The sequence below is a fragment of the Paenarthrobacter sp. AT5 genome (assembly GCF_032764245.1).
Classification (GTDB): domain Bacteria; phylum Actinomycetota; class Actinomycetes; order Actinomycetales; family Micrococcaceae; genus Arthrobacter; species Arthrobacter ureafaciens.
The window spans coordinates 2048609-2064414 of the sequence record NZ_CP136441.1; the positions used below are offsets into that span (position 1 = coordinate 2048609).

The 15806-nt window shown below is 62.5% G+C and carries 14 protein-coding genes; 13 read left to right on the forward strand and 1 reads right to left on the reverse strand.

Annotated features, from left to right (window positions below; all coding sequences use genetic code 11):
- Positions 1 to 3 precede the first annotated feature (3 nt).
- The 12 genes from iolD (at position 4) to RI444_RS09425 (ending at position 13072) form a co-directional block, all read left to right on the forward strand.
- A complete protein-coding gene (gene iolD, locus RI444_RS09370; RefSeq protein ID WP_207604677.1) occupies positions 4 to 1953 on the forward strand; it encodes a 3D-(3,5/4)-trihydroxycyclohexane-1,2-dione acylhydrolase (decyclizing) in 1950 nt (649 codons plus the stop codon).
- On the forward strand, positions 1950 to 2723 hold the full coding sequence (locus RI444_RS09375; RefSeq protein ID WP_207604678.1) for an HpcH/HpaI aldolase family protein: 774 nt from the start codon (positions 1950 to 1952) through the stop codon (positions 2721 to 2723). The genes iolD and RI444_RS09375 overlap by 4 nt, the downstream gene beginning before the upstream one ends.
- Positions 2724 to 2752: 29 nt before the next feature.
- Complete coding sequence (locus tag RI444_RS09380) at positions 2753 to 3964, forward strand: Gfo/Idh/MocA family protein (protein ID WP_207604679.1); 1212 nt, start codon at positions 2753 to 2755, stop codon at positions 3962 to 3964.
- Positions 3964 to 4986, forward strand: coding sequence for a LacI family DNA-binding transcriptional regulator (locus RI444_RS09385; RefSeq protein WP_242703077.1), 1023 nt, complete (start codon positions 3964 to 3966; stop codon positions 4984 to 4986). The genes RI444_RS09380 and RI444_RS09385 overlap by 1 nt, the downstream gene beginning before the upstream one ends.
- Before the next feature lie 61 nt (positions 4987 to 5047).
- Entirely contained in the window at positions 5048 to 5980 is a 933-nt protein-coding gene (locus RI444_RS09390) for a hydroxyacid dehydrogenase (RefSeq protein WP_179015051.1), read from the forward strand.
- On the forward strand, positions 5977 to 6999 hold the full coding sequence (locus RI444_RS09395) for a Gfo/Idh/MocA family protein (protein ID WP_179015054.1): 1023 nt from the start codon (positions 5977 to 5979) through the stop codon (positions 6997 to 6999). The genes RI444_RS09390 and RI444_RS09395 overlap by 4 nt, the downstream gene beginning before the upstream one ends.
- A 14-nt stretch (positions 7000 to 7013) precedes the next feature.
- On the forward strand, positions 7014 to 8027 hold the full coding sequence (gene iolG, locus RI444_RS09400) for an inositol 2-dehydrogenase (protein ID WP_207604680.1): 1014 nt from the start codon (positions 7014 to 7016) through the stop codon (positions 8025 to 8027).
- 3 nt (positions 8028 to 8030) lie between these two features.
- Positions 8031 to 8810, forward strand: a complete 780-nt coding sequence (locus RI444_RS09405) for an SDR family oxidoreductase (RefSeq protein ID WP_207604681.1) — start codon at positions 8031 to 8033, stop codon at positions 8808 to 8810.
- On the forward strand, positions 8807 to 9694 hold the full coding sequence (locus tag RI444_RS09410) for a sugar phosphate isomerase/epimerase family protein (protein WP_207604682.1): 888 nt from the start codon (positions 8807 to 8809) through the stop codon (positions 9692 to 9694). Before RI444_RS09405 ends, RI444_RS09410 begins: the two co-directional genes overlap by 4 nt.
- A complete protein-coding gene (locus RI444_RS09415) occupies positions 9691 to 10728 on the forward strand; it encodes a Gfo/Idh/MocA family protein (RefSeq protein ID WP_207604683.1) in 1038 nt (345 codons plus the stop codon). Before RI444_RS09410 ends, RI444_RS09415 begins: the two co-directional genes overlap by 4 nt.
- The gene (locus tag RI444_RS09420) at positions 10728 to 12221 is read left to right on the forward strand and encodes a CoA-acylating methylmalonate-semialdehyde dehydrogenase (protein ID WP_316963899.1); all 1494 of its coding nucleotides are present in this window, start codon (positions 10728 to 10730) and stop codon (positions 12219 to 12221) included. Before RI444_RS09415 ends, RI444_RS09420 begins: the two co-directional genes overlap by 1 nt.
- 446 nt (positions 12222 to 12667) lie before the next feature.
- Positions 12668 to 13072: a tautomerase family protein gene (locus RI444_RS09425; protein ID WP_179015070.1), complete on the forward strand. Its 405-nt coding sequence runs from the start codon at positions 12668 to 12670 to the stop codon at positions 13070 to 13072.
- Between the two features lie 267 nt (positions 13073 to 13339).
- Here the strand turns inward: RI444_RS09425 and RI444_RS09430 are convergent.
- Positions 13340 to 14487, reverse strand: a protein-coding gene (locus RI444_RS09430; protein ID WP_207604685.1) for an IS3 family transposase whose coding sequence is annotated in 2 segments (ribosomal slippage) — positions 13340 to 14214 and positions 14214 to 14487 — 1149 coding nt in all. Because the reading frame shifts where the segments join, the coding sequence is not laid out codon by codon here.
- Positions 14488 to 15049: 562 nt separating this feature from the next.
- On the opposite strand from RI444_RS09430, the gene RI444_RS23095 reads away from it, so the two are divergent.
- The gene (locus RI444_RS23095; RefSeq protein ID WP_207604686.1) at positions 15050 to 15388 is read left to right on the forward strand and encodes a hypothetical protein; all 339 of its coding nucleotides are present in this window, start codon (positions 15050 to 15052) and stop codon (positions 15386 to 15388) included.
- Positions 15389 to 15806: the final 418 nt, after the last annotated feature.

The following is a 15806-nucleotide window of genomic DNA, read 5'->3' on the forward strand; positions in this document are numbered from 1 at the left end:
GCAATGACTACACCATCGCAGACCATCCGGCTGACCACAGCCCAAGCGGTCATCAAGTACCTTTCCGCACAGTTTTCCGTCGCCGACGGCGTTCGCCGCCGCCTGGTCCCTGCCGCGCTGGGGATTTTTGGCCACGGCAACGTCGCTGGCCTTTCGCAGGCGCTGGACCAGCTCGCCGACGACATGCCGTTCATCCAGGGCCGCCACGAGCAATACATGGCCCACATTTCCACCGCTTACGCCAAAGCCACCCGCCGCCAGTCCGTGCTGGCCGTGACGGCCTCCATCGGCCCCGGCGCGCTGAACCTTGTCACCGCCGCCGGGCTGGCCACCGTAAACCGGCTTCCGTTGCTCTTGCTGCCCGGTGACACGTATGCCACCCGCCACCAGGGACCGGTGCTGCAGCAACTTGAACACCCCACCGAAGCGGACGCAACGGTCAACGACGCCTTCCGCCCGGTCTCCCGGTTCTTTGACCGCATCAACCGCCCCGAGCAGCTGCTGACCGCCCTGCCGCAGGCCATGAGGGTACTGACGAGCCCCACCGATACCGGCGCCGTCGTCATTTCCCTTCCCCAGGATGTCCAGTCCCACGCCTACGACTTCCCGGCTGAATTCTTCGAGCCCCGTGACTGGAAGATCCGCCGGCCGCTGCCTGCCCCTGACGAGGTAAACGAGGTTGCTGAGCTGGTTCGCAACGCCAAGCGCCCTGTGATCATCGCAGGCGGCGGCATCCATTACTCCGATGCCCATGCAGCCTTGGAGGCTTTCGCGGGCCAGACCGGCATCCCCGTAACGGAAACCTTCGGAGGTAAGGGCGCGGTTACCAAGGACGAGTGGTGGCAGGTCGGCGGTGTGGGACTCGAGGGCAACTTCGCTTCCAACGCCCTGGTCAAGCAGGCCGATCTTGTCCTCAGCGTCGGCACTCGCCTGACCGACTTCGCCACAGGGTCCCAGTCGATCTTCGAGAACCCCGAGGTCCGGTTCGCATCGCTGAACATCGTTGACGCGGACACCCGCAAGCAAGGCGCCACGGGCATCCTGGCCGACGCGCGCCTCGGCCTCGAAGCCCTCGCCCAGGCCCTTGAAGGACACTCCACGGCCGAAGGTTGGCAGGAAACCGTCCAAGCCGAGAAGGCTAAATGGGCGCCCATTCGCGCGCAGTGGCTCGACGCTGACACCGTCTACCGCCCCGAGGACCACCCACACGCCCCCGTCACCGAGGCAGTGCTGACCCAGCCGCAGCTCATTGGCCTCATGCAGGAGCATGCCCGCTCCGGCGACACCATCATCGCAGCAGCCGGAGGACCTCCTGGTGACCTGCAGAAGGTGTGGGACGCCACGGGCAACCGTAACTGCCACCTGGAATTCGGCTTCTCCTGCATGGGATACGAAATCGCCGCCGGCATGGGTGTCCGCCTGGCCGAAGGGAACAACGACAACCGCGTGGTCACCTTCATCGGTGACGGCACCTTCCTCATGGCCCCCACGGAGATCCTCACCGCGGCCCAGGAAGGCCTCAACGTCACAGTCATCGTGTCCGAGAACCACGGCTACCAAGTCATCCACCGCCTGCAGATGAACCGGATGGGACGCGAATTCGGCAACGAGTTCCGCTACCGCACCACCGCCGGAAGCGTCGCAGTTGACGACGCCGCCAAGGCCCGCCTGGACGGCGACTACCTCAAGGTCGACCTCCGACAGATCGCCGAAGGCCTCGGCGCCCTCGCCATCCGGGCCACCTCAGCAGCCGAAGTCCGCGAAGCCCTGGCCTCCACCCGCGACACCGCCGGGCCAGTTGTGATCGTCGTCCCCACCGTCCCGCATGTGGACCTTCCCGGTGGAGATGTCTGGTGGGATGTTGCTCCCGCCGAGGTTTCCGAGCAGGAATGGGTTCAGGACCTCCGCGCCGACTACGAGACCGCACGCACCCGTCAGCGGTGGTTCGGATGAGCACCAGACCCCTCGACGGCGGGGCACTGCGCCGCCGCCTCACCGCAGGTGAGGTGACCGTCGGCACCTTCATCGGAATGGCCTCGGCCACCGCAGCAGAAGTCTGCGCAGCATCAGGAGCCGACTGGGTACTGATCGACCTCGAACACGGCTCCTGCGGCGAAGACGCCGTCCGCGACGGCGTCATTGCCGCAGGCGCTTACGGTGTTCCCACCCTCGTCCGTGTCGAAAGCGGAGAACGCATCCGAATCGGCCGCGTTCTGGACCAGGGCGCAGCCGGCATCATGGTGCCGCGACTGAACACAGTCACCGAAGCCGCCCAAGCCGTCAAGCACATGCTCTACCCCCCTTACGGGGACCGCGGTGTGGCCACCTACAACCGTTCGTGCCGTTGGGGAATGGACCGCGAACCACTGGGCGCGCAGGAGCAAAGCACCGTAGGGATCATCCAGATCGAGACCCTCGATGCCCTCGAGAGCGTGGAGGACATCGCCGCCCAGGACGGCGTGGACGTTCTCTTCGTCGGCCCCTTGGACCTGTCCTATGCGCTCGGTGTGCCGCTGCAACTGGACAGCAACGCTTTCCAGGAAGCTCTGCAAAAAGTAGTGGCAGCGGCCGAACGGCACAACAAAGCGGCCGGGATCCTCGCCGTGGACGGCGTCGTTGCTGCCAAGTACGTCCAGCAAGGCTTCCGCTTCGTAGCCATCGGATCGGACTCCACCATCATGGCGGCCGCGTTCCGAGACGCCTTCGACACCGCCCGCAACTAACCAAGACTTACCAAAAGAAAGGCATGAACGTGAGCCAAGAATCCCGCACCGTCGGTGTCGGCCTCATCAGCGTCGGATGGATGGGGAAGCTCCACTCGCGCGCCTACCAGACTGTCCCCTACGCCTACCCCGAACTGGGCCTGACCACGAAGCTGGTTATCGCAGCCGACACCGAACCCAGCCGTGTGGACTACGCCCGTGACGTCTTGGGGTTCGCCGAAGGCACCACCGACTACCACGATGTCCTGAACCACCCCGACGTGGAAGTCGTCTCCATCTGCGCCCCGAACTTCCTGCACGCCGAGATCGGCATCGCAGCAGCGAAGGCCGGCAAGCACTTCTGGATCGAAAAGCCCGTAGGACGCGGATACGAGGAGACCGCAGCGGTCCAGGAAGCAGCCGTGGAAGCCGGTGTTGTCACCTCCATCGGTTACAACTACCGCCACGCACCCGCCGTGGAGCACGCACGCAAGCTCATCGCCGAAGGACGCCTTGGCCGGATCACGAACGTACGGGCCGTGTTTTTCTCCGGATACGCCTCCGAACCCAACGGGGCCCTGTCCTGGCGGTTCAACCGCAAACTCGCCGGAACCGGCGTACTTGCGGATTTGTTCAGCCACGCCACAGACCTGTGCCAGTATGTAGTTGGTCCCATCGCCGAAGTAACTGCGCTGACAAGCACCGTCTACACCCAGCGCCCCAAACTGGCCATGGGCTCGGGTACACACTTCGCGGTAATCGAGAACGGTGAAATGGGAGAGGTCGAGAATGAGGACTACGCAGCAGCGCTGGTCCGCTTCGGCCCGTCCGCGGTTGGCGCCGGCGCCGTTGGCACGATCGAATCCTCCCGCGTCGCTGTTGGCCCCGAATGCGGCTACCAGATTGAGGTCTACGGCACCGAAGGCTCACTCAAGTGGGACTTCGAACGCATGAACGAACTCAAGATCTGTCTGGGACGCAACAACGACGAACAGGGCTACACCACGGTCAACGCCAGCCCACGCCACGGCGATTACTCGCACTTCCAGCCCGGACCCGGTAACAGCATGGGCTTTGACGACCTCAAGGTCATCGAGGCCAAGAAGTTCCTACTCGCTGTCACCGGCGGCCCCCAGGAAAACTCCAACATCCACGACGCGGCCTCCGCGGCGGCCATCGTCAGTGCCGCCGAGGAATCAGCGCACTCAGGACAATGGCAGAAGCTCGAGGAAATCCACGGCACCACGGCAGCTCGGGTGTAATGATGGCCTCTGCATCCGACCGGCGGCCCACGATCAAGGACGTGGCCGAACGCGCCGGTGTTTCCAAGTCCTTGGTCTCGCTCGTTCTGCGCGATTCACCTCGCGTCAGTGACGAGCGCCGCCAGCGGGTGCTGAAGGTCGTTGAGGAAATGGGGTACGAGCTCAATCTGGCTGCGCGGTCCCTGGCTACACGACACAGCGGCAACATCGGGGTCCTGGTCAGCGACCTACACAACCCTTGGGCTTTCGATGTCGCCGACGCCGCGCGTCCGGTTCTCGAAGACGCAGGACACACCGTCCTGTTCAGTGCGGTCACGGCCAAGGACAGGGGAGTGGACCAGTCCATCCTCCAAGCCTTCCGGGACCTGCGCGTCTCCGGGCTTCTCGTGATCGGAACGGTGCCTGACAAGGCACCGTTCAACCGGGCCGTCTCCGGCGGGGCTGTTGTCTTCGCCGGCGGCGGACCCGACTACATCGACACCGCCGATGTAGTTAGATCCGATGACACCCACGGTATGGTTATGGTCGTCGAGCACCTGATAGCCCAAGGACACGAGAACATCGTGCACCTTGGCGGCCTCGGGGGATCGGTCGGCAGGGCACGTGTGGACGGGTACTCCGCGGCCATGGAAGAACACGGCCTCTCCAGGCACATCAGTGTCGTCGACGCGGATTTCTACCAGGAATCCGGGTACGTCGCCGCGCAAAAAGCCCTGAACTCCTCCCGCTCACAGCATCTGCGCCCGACTGCACTGGCCTGCCTGAACGACCTCGCCGCCTTGGGGGCGATGACCGCAGCCGATGAGTGCGGAGCGAAAGTCGCGATCACCGGGTACGACAACATCGCACTCGGCGCGATGCCTCGCCTCGGCCTGACCACCGTTGACCCGGACAGCACCGCGATCGGCGTCACCGGCGCCAAGGCACTGCTCGAACGCATTCACGGCGAGGGCAACGGCTTCGTGCACCACCCCATCGCGCCACGCCTGGTCGTGCGGACTTCAAGCCTCACCGGCCTCTAAAAAACACCACCACATCCGGCACCTAAGGTGCCGCTCCATACCCACATTTTCAAGGATGACGATGGCCTCGCCTAACAACACCCAAAAACTTGTCGCACTCGGCAGCGTCGAACCAGACCTCGTGCAGCCCCTCCTAGCTGAAAACCAACAGCTGGTGCTGAACCCCACGGACGAGGATCTGGCCACCGCGGAAGCTGCCATCGTCCGTGCCGCCTACCGCGTGGACCGGGACCTGTTGGACCGCATGCCAGCCCTTAAGGTCATCGCCCGCACCGGAGTGGGAACCGATTTGGTCGATGTCGCCGAAGCGGACCGCCGGGGCATCCCAGTTGTCATCACGCCCGGAAGCAACACCGCATCCGTCGCCGAAGGAGTCTTCGCCCACCTCCTGGCGCTCGTGAAACGACTCGCCCCGCTCACCGACTTGGTCCGGGAAGGACGCTGGGACGAACGGTCAGGCGCTGATGTTGGTGACCTTGAAGGATTCACCTTGGGCATCATCGGATACGGTCGCATCGGCCGCCGCGTGGCACGGATCGCCGAAGCCTTCGACCTGAAGGTTCTCGCCTACGATCCCTACGCCGAAATTCCCGAAGCCAACCGGTGCGCCACAGTTGAAGAACTCCTCCACAACAGCGACTTCGTTACCCTGCACGCACCGCTGACAGCTGAGAACCGAAACCTGATCAACACTGAACGCCTGGAAACGATGAGGCGCGGCGCAGTCATCATCAACTGCAGCCGAGGCGGACTCATCGATCTTGATGCCGCCTACGCAGCACTCCAGTCAGGGCAGCTCTCGGGCCTGGGGCTGGACGTCTTCGACCCCGAACCCCCGGCACACCACCCCATCTTCGACCATGCCAACGTGACCCTCACACCCCACCTCATGGGATTCACCAAACAGGGGATGGCCCACACCGTCAGGGACGCCGCCCAAGGCGCCGTCGATGTCCTGGCAGGACGCGCCCCGATGGCGGTGGCACAGCCATGACAGTTCGCGTAGGAGTCATTGGAACCGGTGTAATGGGCGCCGAACACGCCCGAATCCTGCAGGGAAGCATCTCCGGGGCGACAGTCACAGCCGTTGCAGACACCATGTACGACAGGGCCCAAGCCGTTGCCGCGGACACCGGTGCCCGCAGTTTTGACTCGGCAGAGAAGCTCATCGCATCCCCCTTCGTCGACGCGGTACTGATCGCCTCGCACGACAGTGTGCACGCCGAACAGGTCAAGGCCTGTCTCGCTGAGGGAAAGGCCGTCCTGTGTGAAAAACCGTTGGCCCCCACCATCGAGGAATGCCAGGAAATCGTAGACCTCGAAGCTCTGGTTACCGGAAACCCGAAGGTGTCCGTGGGGTTCATGCGTCGGTTTCACCCCGCCTACCAGGACCTGAAATCCAAACTGCAGCAGGGCACCGTAGGCCAGCCCCTGATGATGCTCAGCTCCCACCGGAACGTACACTCCTACCCCGGAGGTGATTCGGCGTCGACCATCACCAATTCCGGCATCCACGAAATCGACATCACCGCCTGGCTCCTGGATTCACCCATTGACAGGGTCAGCTGGCACGCACCGAGAAGCACCAGCGCCGACACCCGCCAGGATCCCCAGGTGTTCCACCTCTACACCGCGGACGGCGTACTGACCATCGTGGACGTCTTCGTCAACGCCAGGTACGGCTACGATGTCCGCTGCGAAGTCGTCGGTGAACAAGGCAGCATGGAAATGGCCCGACCACAGCAAACCACGCTGCACCACGGCCTCCAGCAAACCCATGGCTACCCCGACGACTGGCGGCCCGTTTTCGCCGATGCCTACCGGCGGCAAACCCAGGCCTGGATCGACTCCCTCGCCGCCGGCAGACCCTCACCGCTGGCAACAGCAACAGAGGCAAGGAATGCCACCCGCGTCGCACAGGCACTTATCACATCCATGGAAAACGGTGGAACGACAGTTGACGTCGACCACGAACCAGCAACCCAACCCCAACCGGTGCGGGCCACCCGCTAGAAAGGACCCCAAACATGTCCACTGAACGACCCTTGAAAGTCGCTTTGTTCGGCTCCGGGCGCATCGGCCAGGTCCACGCCCGCAACATCGCCGCCCACCCGGACCTGGAACTGGCGTGGATCGCTGACCCGTTCATCGAAGGAGCCACCAAGCTCGCCGCCGGGACCGGAGCGGTTGCTGTCGAAACCGCTGACGAGGTCTTCGCCAACGCGGACCTGGATGCCATCATCATCGGATCCCCCACCAACACCCACGTGGACCTGATCTCCCGGGCCATGTCCCAGGGCGTGGCAGCACTGTGTGAAAAGCCGATCGACCTGGACATCGACCGCGTGCTGGCGTGCCGCGATGCGATCCGGGGCAACAACACCCCACTCATGCTCGGCTTTAACCGGCGCTTCGACCCGAACTTCGCCGCCATCCAGGCGCGCGTGAGCGCCGGGGAAATCGGACGGTTGGAACAACTGAACATCATCAGCCGCGACCCCGCTCCCGCCCCGGCCAACTACATCGCAACCTCCGGCGGAATCTTCCGTGACATGAGCATCCACGACCTCGACATGGCCCGCTTCTTCGTTCCCGACGTCATCGAAGTCTCCGCCTCCGGCGCCAACGTCTTCTGCGACTACATCGAAGAGGCCGGCGACTTCGACTCGGTCGTCATCTCCCTGCGGGGCCGCAACGGCGAACTCATCACCATCACCAACTCCCGCCACAGCGCCTACGGTTACGACCAACGCCTGGAAGCCTTCGGCAGCGAAGGAATGCTCAACGCCGGCAACGTCAGCCCCACCACCGTCCGGAAATACGGGGCCGCCGGCACCGAAGAAGCCGACGCATACCTGCCCTTCTTCCTCGAACGCTACGTCGACGCGTACCGCAACGAACTCGACGCCTTCGCCAAGGCCATCCGCACTGGAACCGCCTGCAGCCCGGGGTTCGACGACGGCGTCCAGGCACTCGTGCTGGCCAACGCCGCCGAGGAATCAGCCCGGTCCGGCCGCACCGTTAAGATCGGACAGGAGTAACCCATGGGATTGCTGAATAACAAGGTTCTTCTGATCAGCGGAGGTACCCAAGGGCTCGGAGCCGGAGTTGCACGCCGCGCCGCCGCCGAGGGCGCGGCCGGTATTGCAATCACCGGCCGCAACGCAGACAGCGGTGAACAACTCGCAGCTGAACTGACCTCAGCCGGCGTCGAAACCAGGTTCATCAAAACGGACCTCGCCGACGTGGAGCAGGCCCGCAACTCAGTGCTGGAGACCGTCTCAGCCTTCGGGAAGCTGGACTGCACCGTCAACGCTGCCGGGCTCACCACCCGTGGAACCATGCTGGACACCACACCAGATCTGTTCGACGCGCACATCGCAGTGAACCTCAAGTCGCCGTTCTTCATCATGGCCGAAACCATCAAGCACCTGCGCAGCCGCAAGTCCCCGGGCAGCATCCTGAACGTCATCTCCATCGCCGAGCTCGGCGGACAGCCCTACCTGGCGCCCTACGTCGCAGCGAAAGCCGGCCTTGCCGGAGTCACCCGCAACGCGGCACACGCCCACCGCTGGGACAAGATCCGCATCAACGGACTCGACATCGGATGGACCGCCACGGACGGCGAAGCCGAAACCCAGAAAAAATTCCACGGCGCGGGGGAGGACTGGCTGGAAAAAGCCAACGCATCCGTCCCCATGGGAAAGCTCGGCCAAGTGGACGAGATCGCTGAATTCATTGTCTTTCTCCTCTCCGACAGGAGCGGAGTTGTTACCGGCTCAGTCATCGACTGGGACCAAAACGTACTTGGAGGATCAGATTGAGCACCATCACCAGCCGTTTGGCCGCAGCCCCCATCTCCTGGGGCGTGTGTGAGGTCCCGGGATGGGGCCACCAACTCGACGCAGACAAAGTCCTGACCGAAATGACCGCCCTAGGCATCAGCGCCACGGAATTTGGCCCGGAAGGCTTCCTGCCCAAAGAAGCCGCCCAACGAGCAGAGGTCCTGAAACAACACAACCTCCAAGCCATCGGTGGCTTCTTTCCCGTCATCCTTCACGACCCGGCCAAGAGTCCCCTGGACGTCGTTGCTCCCGAACTCGACGCCTACGAAGCAGCCGGAGCCAGCATCATGGTTCTTGCCGCCGAAACCGGCGTCGCCGGCTACGACCAGCGCCACGAACTCAACACCGAAGGATGGGACCTCTTCGGCAGGAACCTCAACGCCATCGTCAAGGCAGCGGCCGACAAAGGCATCCAGGCCGTGGTCCACCCGCACGTCGGTACCATGATCGAAAGCACCTCGGATGTTAATCGGGTGCTGAACGACACCGAAGCGAACCTTTGCCTGGACACCGGCCACCTGCTCATCGGCGGCACCGATCCCAGCCAACTGGTCCGCGATTACGCTTCCCGAATCGGACACACCCACCTGAAAGACGTCCACAAGACCGTCGCAGAGCGCGTCCAGGCCGGTGGACTGTCCTACACCGACGGCGTCAAAACCGGCATGTACGTGCCGCTTGGCCAAGGTGACGTCGGAATCGCCGGGATCGTCAAAGATCTCCTGGCAGCCGGTTACTCAGGTTGGTTCACCATGGAACAGGACACCATCCTGGAAACCACACCGACCGGTGAAGGCCCCGTGCAGGATGTGCGCCAGTCCGTTGCGTTCCTTCGTGCCCTGGAACAGGAAATCCAACGATGACCGCTGTCCGATGGGGCGTCCTGACCACTGCGCGCATCGCCCAGGACCGTTTCCTCCCCGCCATGAAGACGGCACGCAACGCCGAAGTCATAGCCATTAGCAGCCCCAATGGCAAAGCTGCCGCAGTGGCCGAACAGTTTGGGATCCCCAGCGTGTACTCCTCGCACGAGGAACTCCTCGCAGACCCCAACGTCGAAGCTGTCTACCTTCCCTTCCCTAACGGCCTTCACACCGAATGGATCATTGCGGCAGCCGAAGCCGGGAAAGACATCCTCTGCGAAAAGCCGCTGGTGGCCAGCCTCGAGGACTACCAACGTGTCCGCGAAGCATGCACCCGGAACAACGTGAGCCTTATGGAAGCGTTCATGTACCGGTTCCACCCCCAGCACCAAAAAGTCCGGGAGTACATCGGCTCCGGACGCATCGGAAAGCCCGTTTCCATGCATGCCCGCTTCCACTTTCCGATGAACCGCAGCGAAGGCGAGATCCGGCTCCAACCCGGTCTCGACGGGGGCGCCATCAACGATGTTGGCTGCTACGCCATCGACATCATGAACATGGTGATGGGACGAGCCCCGCACACGGTCTACGGCAAAGGAACCAGCCCCAACGCCGCCGACCCGGTCGAGACATCCGCCGCAGCCATCCTTGACTACGGGGATGTCATCGGCACGCTCGACTGCGGTTTTGAAGGCGGCGGCAACCGCGCCCACACCTTCCACATCATCGGAACCGAAGGCCAAATCATCCTCGACAAGGCCTTCGATCCCGCCCCATGGGAAACCGCGCAGGTCAGCGTCCAGTCACGCGACGGACGCTCCGAAACCTCCGACATCGGGGAAGACCAATTCAAGATCGAGATCGAACGATTCAGCGCCTGGGTCCGCAATTCCAGTGCCGAACTCATCCACCGACCTCTGACCGAGGAAAACCTTGCAGTCCGCCTGGCACTGCACGAATCCATCGCCACGGGCCTACCGCGGTACGTCACGGACGTCCACGCGGTTGAATACCACCTATCTCAGGAGCAGTAATGACCGTCATTAACCACTTCATCAGCGGTGTCGAGACCGCCGGTAACGGCACTGACACCAAGCCCGTCTACAACCCCGCCACCGGCGCCGTGACCGGAGAGCTGCGCCTCGCGAACCGGGACGATCTGGACAGCACCGTAGCGATCGCCAAGAAGGCCTCAGAAACCTGGGGTGACGTCTCCCTGGCAAAGCGCACCGCCGTCCTGTTCAAGTTCCGTGAACTGGTCGCCTCCCACGTGGACGAACTCGCCGCACTGATCACCGCCGAACACGGCAAGGTCCTCTCGGACGCCAAGGGCGAAATCGGCCGCGGCCTGGAAGTCATCGAGTTCGCCTGCGGCATCCCCACCCTGCTCAAGGGCGAATACTCCGATCAGGCATCCACCGGCATCGACGTCTTCTCCTTCCGCGAGCCTGTTGGTGTCGTTGCAGGCATCATCCCGTTCAACTTCCCCGTCATGGTGCCGCTATGGATGGCACCGATGGCGATCGCCACCGGCAACGCATTCATCCTCAAGCCCTCCCACAGGGTGCCCTCAGCAGCAATGCTCTTGGCAAAGCTGTTCAAGGAAGCCGGCCTACCTGACGGCGTCTTCCAGGTCCTGCACGGAGACCGCGAAGTTGTCTCAGGCCTTCTGACACACCCGGACATTGACGCGATCTCCTTTGTCGGTTCCACTCCCGTGGCCAAGCACATCAACGAGGTTGGAACGGCTCACGGCAAGCGCGTCCAGGCTCTGGGTGGCGCTAAGAACCACGCCATCATTCTTCCCGATGCTGACCTGGACAATGCTGCAGACCACGTAGCGGCTGCAGCCTTTGGATCCGCAGGGCAACGCTGCATGGCCATCTCCGTCGCCGTCGCCGTAGGCGACGCTGCAGACCTGCTCGTGAAGAAGGTCGAAGAGCGAGCTCTCGCAATCAAGGTCAAGAACGGCACTGAAGCAGACGCCGACATGGGCCCTGTCATCAGCCCGGAATCAAAGGCGTTCATCACCAAGACCGTCACCGAAGCCGAACAAGCCGGTGCTGCCATGGTGGTCGACGGCCGAGACCTCGTCGTCCCTGGCCACGAAGAGGGCTTCTGGGTTGGCCCCACCGTCATCGACCATGTTCAAACCGAAATGTGCGCCTACACGGAAGAGATTTTCGGCCCCGTCCTTGTCGTCGTCCGGGTTGAAGACCTCGATGAAGGCATCAAGCTGATCAATGCCAACCCCTACGGCAACGGAACCGCGATCTTCACCTCGTCGGGAGCAGCTGCACGTAAGTTCCAGCGCTCAGTTGACGTCGGAATGATCGGCATTAACGTGCCCTTGCCCGTTCCGGTTGCCTACTACTCATTCGGTGGGTGGAAGGCATCGCTGTTCGGCGACAAGCACATTTACGGCCCCGAAGGTGTCTCCTTCTACACCCGCGGCAAAGTCATCACCTCGCGTTGGCCCGAAGCGAACCACGCATCCGGCGCCTCCTATAACTTCCCTTCCAACTAAGGACAGGGAACCGGAAGTCATCGACGGCACTGGCAACTGGGCCACATCGATGACACAGAAAGGGTCCGGGCCGGGAAACCGGTCCGGACCTTTTCCATCTGAGTCCAACTCACTAAGGTCACCCGAACGTCAAACACCATGCCTCGAGAAGGCGGACACTCATGAATAGCTACTACCCCCTCGCTCTCCTCGTAGCGAGGCAAGAGCTGGCGGAAGCACAAAGCGCACTTCCCGACGCGCCTACCGTGCGACATACACCGCGCTCCAACGCCGAACGTTGGGCCAGCTGGCGTGGCGGGCTCGCCACGACCCTTCACCGTCTCGCCTGGGCCATTGAACCGAAAACACAGCAGAAATAGCAGTTCAGACCGCTGAGTTTCCATGGGTCAGTTGCGGGACCACTCCGATATTGAAGTTTGCTGCACAAAGTAATCTGAAGGAGCGCCATGCCTCTTGTTCGAATAGACGTAAATGAAGGCCGGACCAAAGAAGATCTCCAACGCCTGAGCCAGGGGATCCACGACGCGATCCTCGCGGAGTACGGCATCCCGGAGCGCGACTACTTTCACATCCTGACTGAGCACCCCTTAGGGCAGATTTTCGCTCAAGACGCGGGCCTGGGCTTCGAACGCACCGCTGATGTCGTCATGATCCAGATCTTCACCCAAGGCGGCCGGAGTCAGGAGGCCAAGCAGTCGCTGTTTGCCGCCGTGGCCGCGAGCCTCGGCGAACTGGGAGTGGGAGGCGAAAATGTCTTCATCGGATACGTCGAAAACACCCCGGGGGACTGGTCATTTGGGTTCGGCCGTGCACAGTACGTGACCGGGGAACTCGACGTCCCCAAAAAGTAGCTGCCGCCGCCAGATGGTAGCGATCTCTCCAAAACGTCGCGCACACGCATGCAAACTTTTGGAACTAGGTGGACAGCGCAACAGCATTCATCACACTCTGCCCGACTGATCATATGAGAACTCACGCTTAGGACCGCGTGCAGTTGGTGGAACCCTGAGATCGCCTTTTGGAAGAAGAGGGCCTCGGGCAAACGTACGAAGGCATAACGTCAAAATGAGCAACCAAGGCAGCTGCTTCTGATTGGGCCCCCGTTAGCAGTCCAGCGTCTATGCGATAGCTAATTGGTTTTCTTGCGTCCAGGTTTCCCAGTAGCGTTTCGGCGTCGTGCCGTCCAGGGATCCGTGGGGCCGTTCATGATTGTAGATAGTCTTCCATTCCTCGGCCAAATACTTCGCTTCGGCCATGGTGTCCATGATCTCTCCGGAGAGTTGTTCCCTTCTGAATTGGGCGTTGAAGGATTCGATGAAGCCGTTCTGCCAAGGTGAGCCCGGGTCGATGAAGGCGGTGTCGACTCCGGCGGTATCGCACCAGTCGATCAGTGCGGCGGCGGTGAATTCGGGGCCGTTGTCACACCTGAGGTATGTCGGTGCGGTGCCGGTTTCGGCGATGATGTTCTCCAGCACCGCGACCACGTCAGTGGCTTTGAACGACCTTCGCGGGATGACGGCCAGCGCCGTGCGGGTGTATTCATCGATGACGTTGAGGAACCGGATGTGCCGGCCGCAGGAGGTCACGTCGGATTGGAAGTCGAAGCTGACCACGTGCATCGGATACTGGGCTGTGAGGCGTTTCTGTTCCCCGGCGCCGGGCCCGGTGCGGCGCTTCTTCCGGGCTCTGGGTTTGCAGGTCAGGCCTTCGTCGCGCCAGAGCCTGCGGATGCGCTTCCTGTTCAGCGCTACCCCGTCCCACGCCGGCTGGGCCAGCAGGTGCCAGCGGGCCTTCCGCCAGCCCCACGCCGGGTGCTTCATTGCGATGGCACGCAGCTCCGAGCGGAGCTGCGCCTCTTCGAAGCCCATGTCGGGTTTCTTTTTGCGGAACGCGGACCGGTTCTGCCCCAAGACCTTGCAGGCGAAGCGTTCGGATGCCCCGAACTTCTCCACCGCCATGCGCACGGCACGGCGACGTGGTTCGGGGCTCAGAATTTTCCCTTCGCCACCTCGTTCAGGATGTCGATCGCCAGTTCCTTCTCCGCCAGCAACCGCTTGAGCCGGGCGTTCTCCTTCTCCAGCTCCTTGGTCCGCTTGGACGCTTCGGCGTTCTTCTCAGACCCGTACTGGTTCAGCCAGCGGTACCAAGTCGCCTCGGTGACCTGGAGCTCCTTGACGACCTCGACCATCGGACGGCCATCGTTGAGCATCTTTTGGCCCTGCCGGACCTTGGCGATGACCTGCTCCGGGGTGTGTCTGCGTGCCATGATTCGTGAATTACCTCCTGTGTCCATTCTCGGACACGAAACTCACACAAACACTGGACTACTCTCCGGGGACCCAACCAGTTGGCCTATCAAGGGAGGCCACTGCCGCAAAGATGATGGCAATGCGCGCGTACCTCACAGAATTCGACGCGATCGACGACGACTTCGGTGGCGTCGCCAGCACGGCGGACCTCATGCGCCACGAGACGTATTGGACCGTTACATGAAGTTGATCCGCGGTCTGCCGGCGATGAGTGCCCGTACCTTGGCACTCATGGCCGCAGGCCGCGGCGGCGAATGCGAACCGGGTGATTGAGGCGGGGTGAGCAGGCCGGCAAGTGCTCCAAGCACCGAAGGTTGGCGTCGTTGTCTTAAACGACGCTCCCGTCCACCCTTCAACAGCCCTTCGTCCGGGCTTGCTTCTTGCCATGGTGATAAGTCTTGGTCTTACTGCAAGCCTGTCGTGAGATCTGGCGGAGACCCCACCCAGGAGCCACTCCTTTGAGTTCCGCATCAATGCCGACGACGTGGCCCCCGGCTACCTGCCCACCCCCAAGGACTGTTGAGCTCATTAGAGCCCCCCACAGGGCTTGGCAGCCGCCTCGATTTAGGGATCGCGGCTGGATCGGAGATTTCGGGGGACTTTGATTCACCCATGGCCAAACTGATCGTCACTTGTGCGGACCGACAGCAGGCCATCCGGCGGGCACGTCGGGCCTTGAAGAGCTTCACCAATCCCAGGCTTGCCCACACTCTTGCCTTTCCACCGCAGTACTGGACTCTCCGGACTTCACCGACTCCTTCGCCATTCACACCCCATGGATCGAGACGGAGTTCAACCACGGCATCACGCCGGATCCGGTCTTTGACCCGAACCACGCCGGAACTGACCGGAAGATGACTGTACCCCTGGACAGCGACGGCAATCGGGTGATGGTCGGCTTCCCCGGAAACTTCGCTGAGGTGGTTTACGGACAAGTGGCGAGTAGGGGCTCACGCGATGGGACTGGAGTGGCACTTGGTTACTGCACGCCAGTTCGTCTCCGCCTCTTACCAACCTCCGCCGTGCTCAATGGGACTCGGCGCCAAAAACAAGGGGGAGGGCGGGGCGTAGGGGACCCGGATTTCGAATGTCTCCGTAGTTTTCCAGCAATAACGCGGCCCTGAAACGCGTTCTGTCACGCCTCGGCAACGCTTAGCCCCTCGTCAAGAGGTTGTTTACACTTGGGTGCCGACAAAGCTTGACTAAGGCCTTCTGGCTCGGGGTCCGCGCATCCGGGTAGCCATATTAAGGTATGGGGCTAGGGGTCTCGTCCTGG

Coding starts and splice junctions, on each gene's coding strand:
- iolD (WP_207604677.1), top strand. CDS start 4: ATGACTACACCATCGCAGACCATCCGGCTGACCACAGCCCAAGCGGTC.
- RI444_RS09375 (WP_207604678.1), top strand. CDS start 1,950: ATGAGCACCAGACCCCTCGACGGCGGGGCACTGCGCCGCCGCCTCACC.
- RI444_RS09385 (WP_242703077.1), top strand. CDS start 3,964: ATGATGGCCTCTGCATCCGACCGGCGGCCCACGATCAAGGACGTGGCC.
- RI444_RS09390 (WP_179015051.1), top strand. CDS start 5,048: ATGGCCTCGCCTAACAACACCCAAAAACTTGTCGCACTCGGCAGCGTC.
- RI444_RS09395 (WP_179015054.1), top strand. CDS start 5,977: ATGACAGTTCGCGTAGGAGTCATTGGAACCGGTGTAATGGGCGCCGAA.
- iolG (WP_207604680.1), top strand. CDS start 7,014: ATGTCCACTGAACGACCCTTGAAAGTCGCTTTGTTCGGCTCCGGGCGC.
- RI444_RS09405 (WP_207604681.1), top strand. CDS start 8,031: ATGGGATTGCTGAATAACAAGGTTCTTCTGATCAGCGGAGGTACCCAA.
- RI444_RS09415 (WP_207604683.1), top strand. CDS start 9,691: ATGACCGCTGTCCGATGGGGCGTCCTGACCACTGCGCGCATCGCCCAG.
- RI444_RS09420 (WP_316963899.1), top strand. CDS start 10,728: ATGACCGTCATTAACCACTTCATCAGCGGTGTCGAGACCGCCGGTAAC.
- RI444_RS09425 (WP_179015070.1), top strand. CDS start 12,668: ATGCCTCTTGTTCGAATAGACGTAAATGAAGGCCGGACCAAAGAAGAT.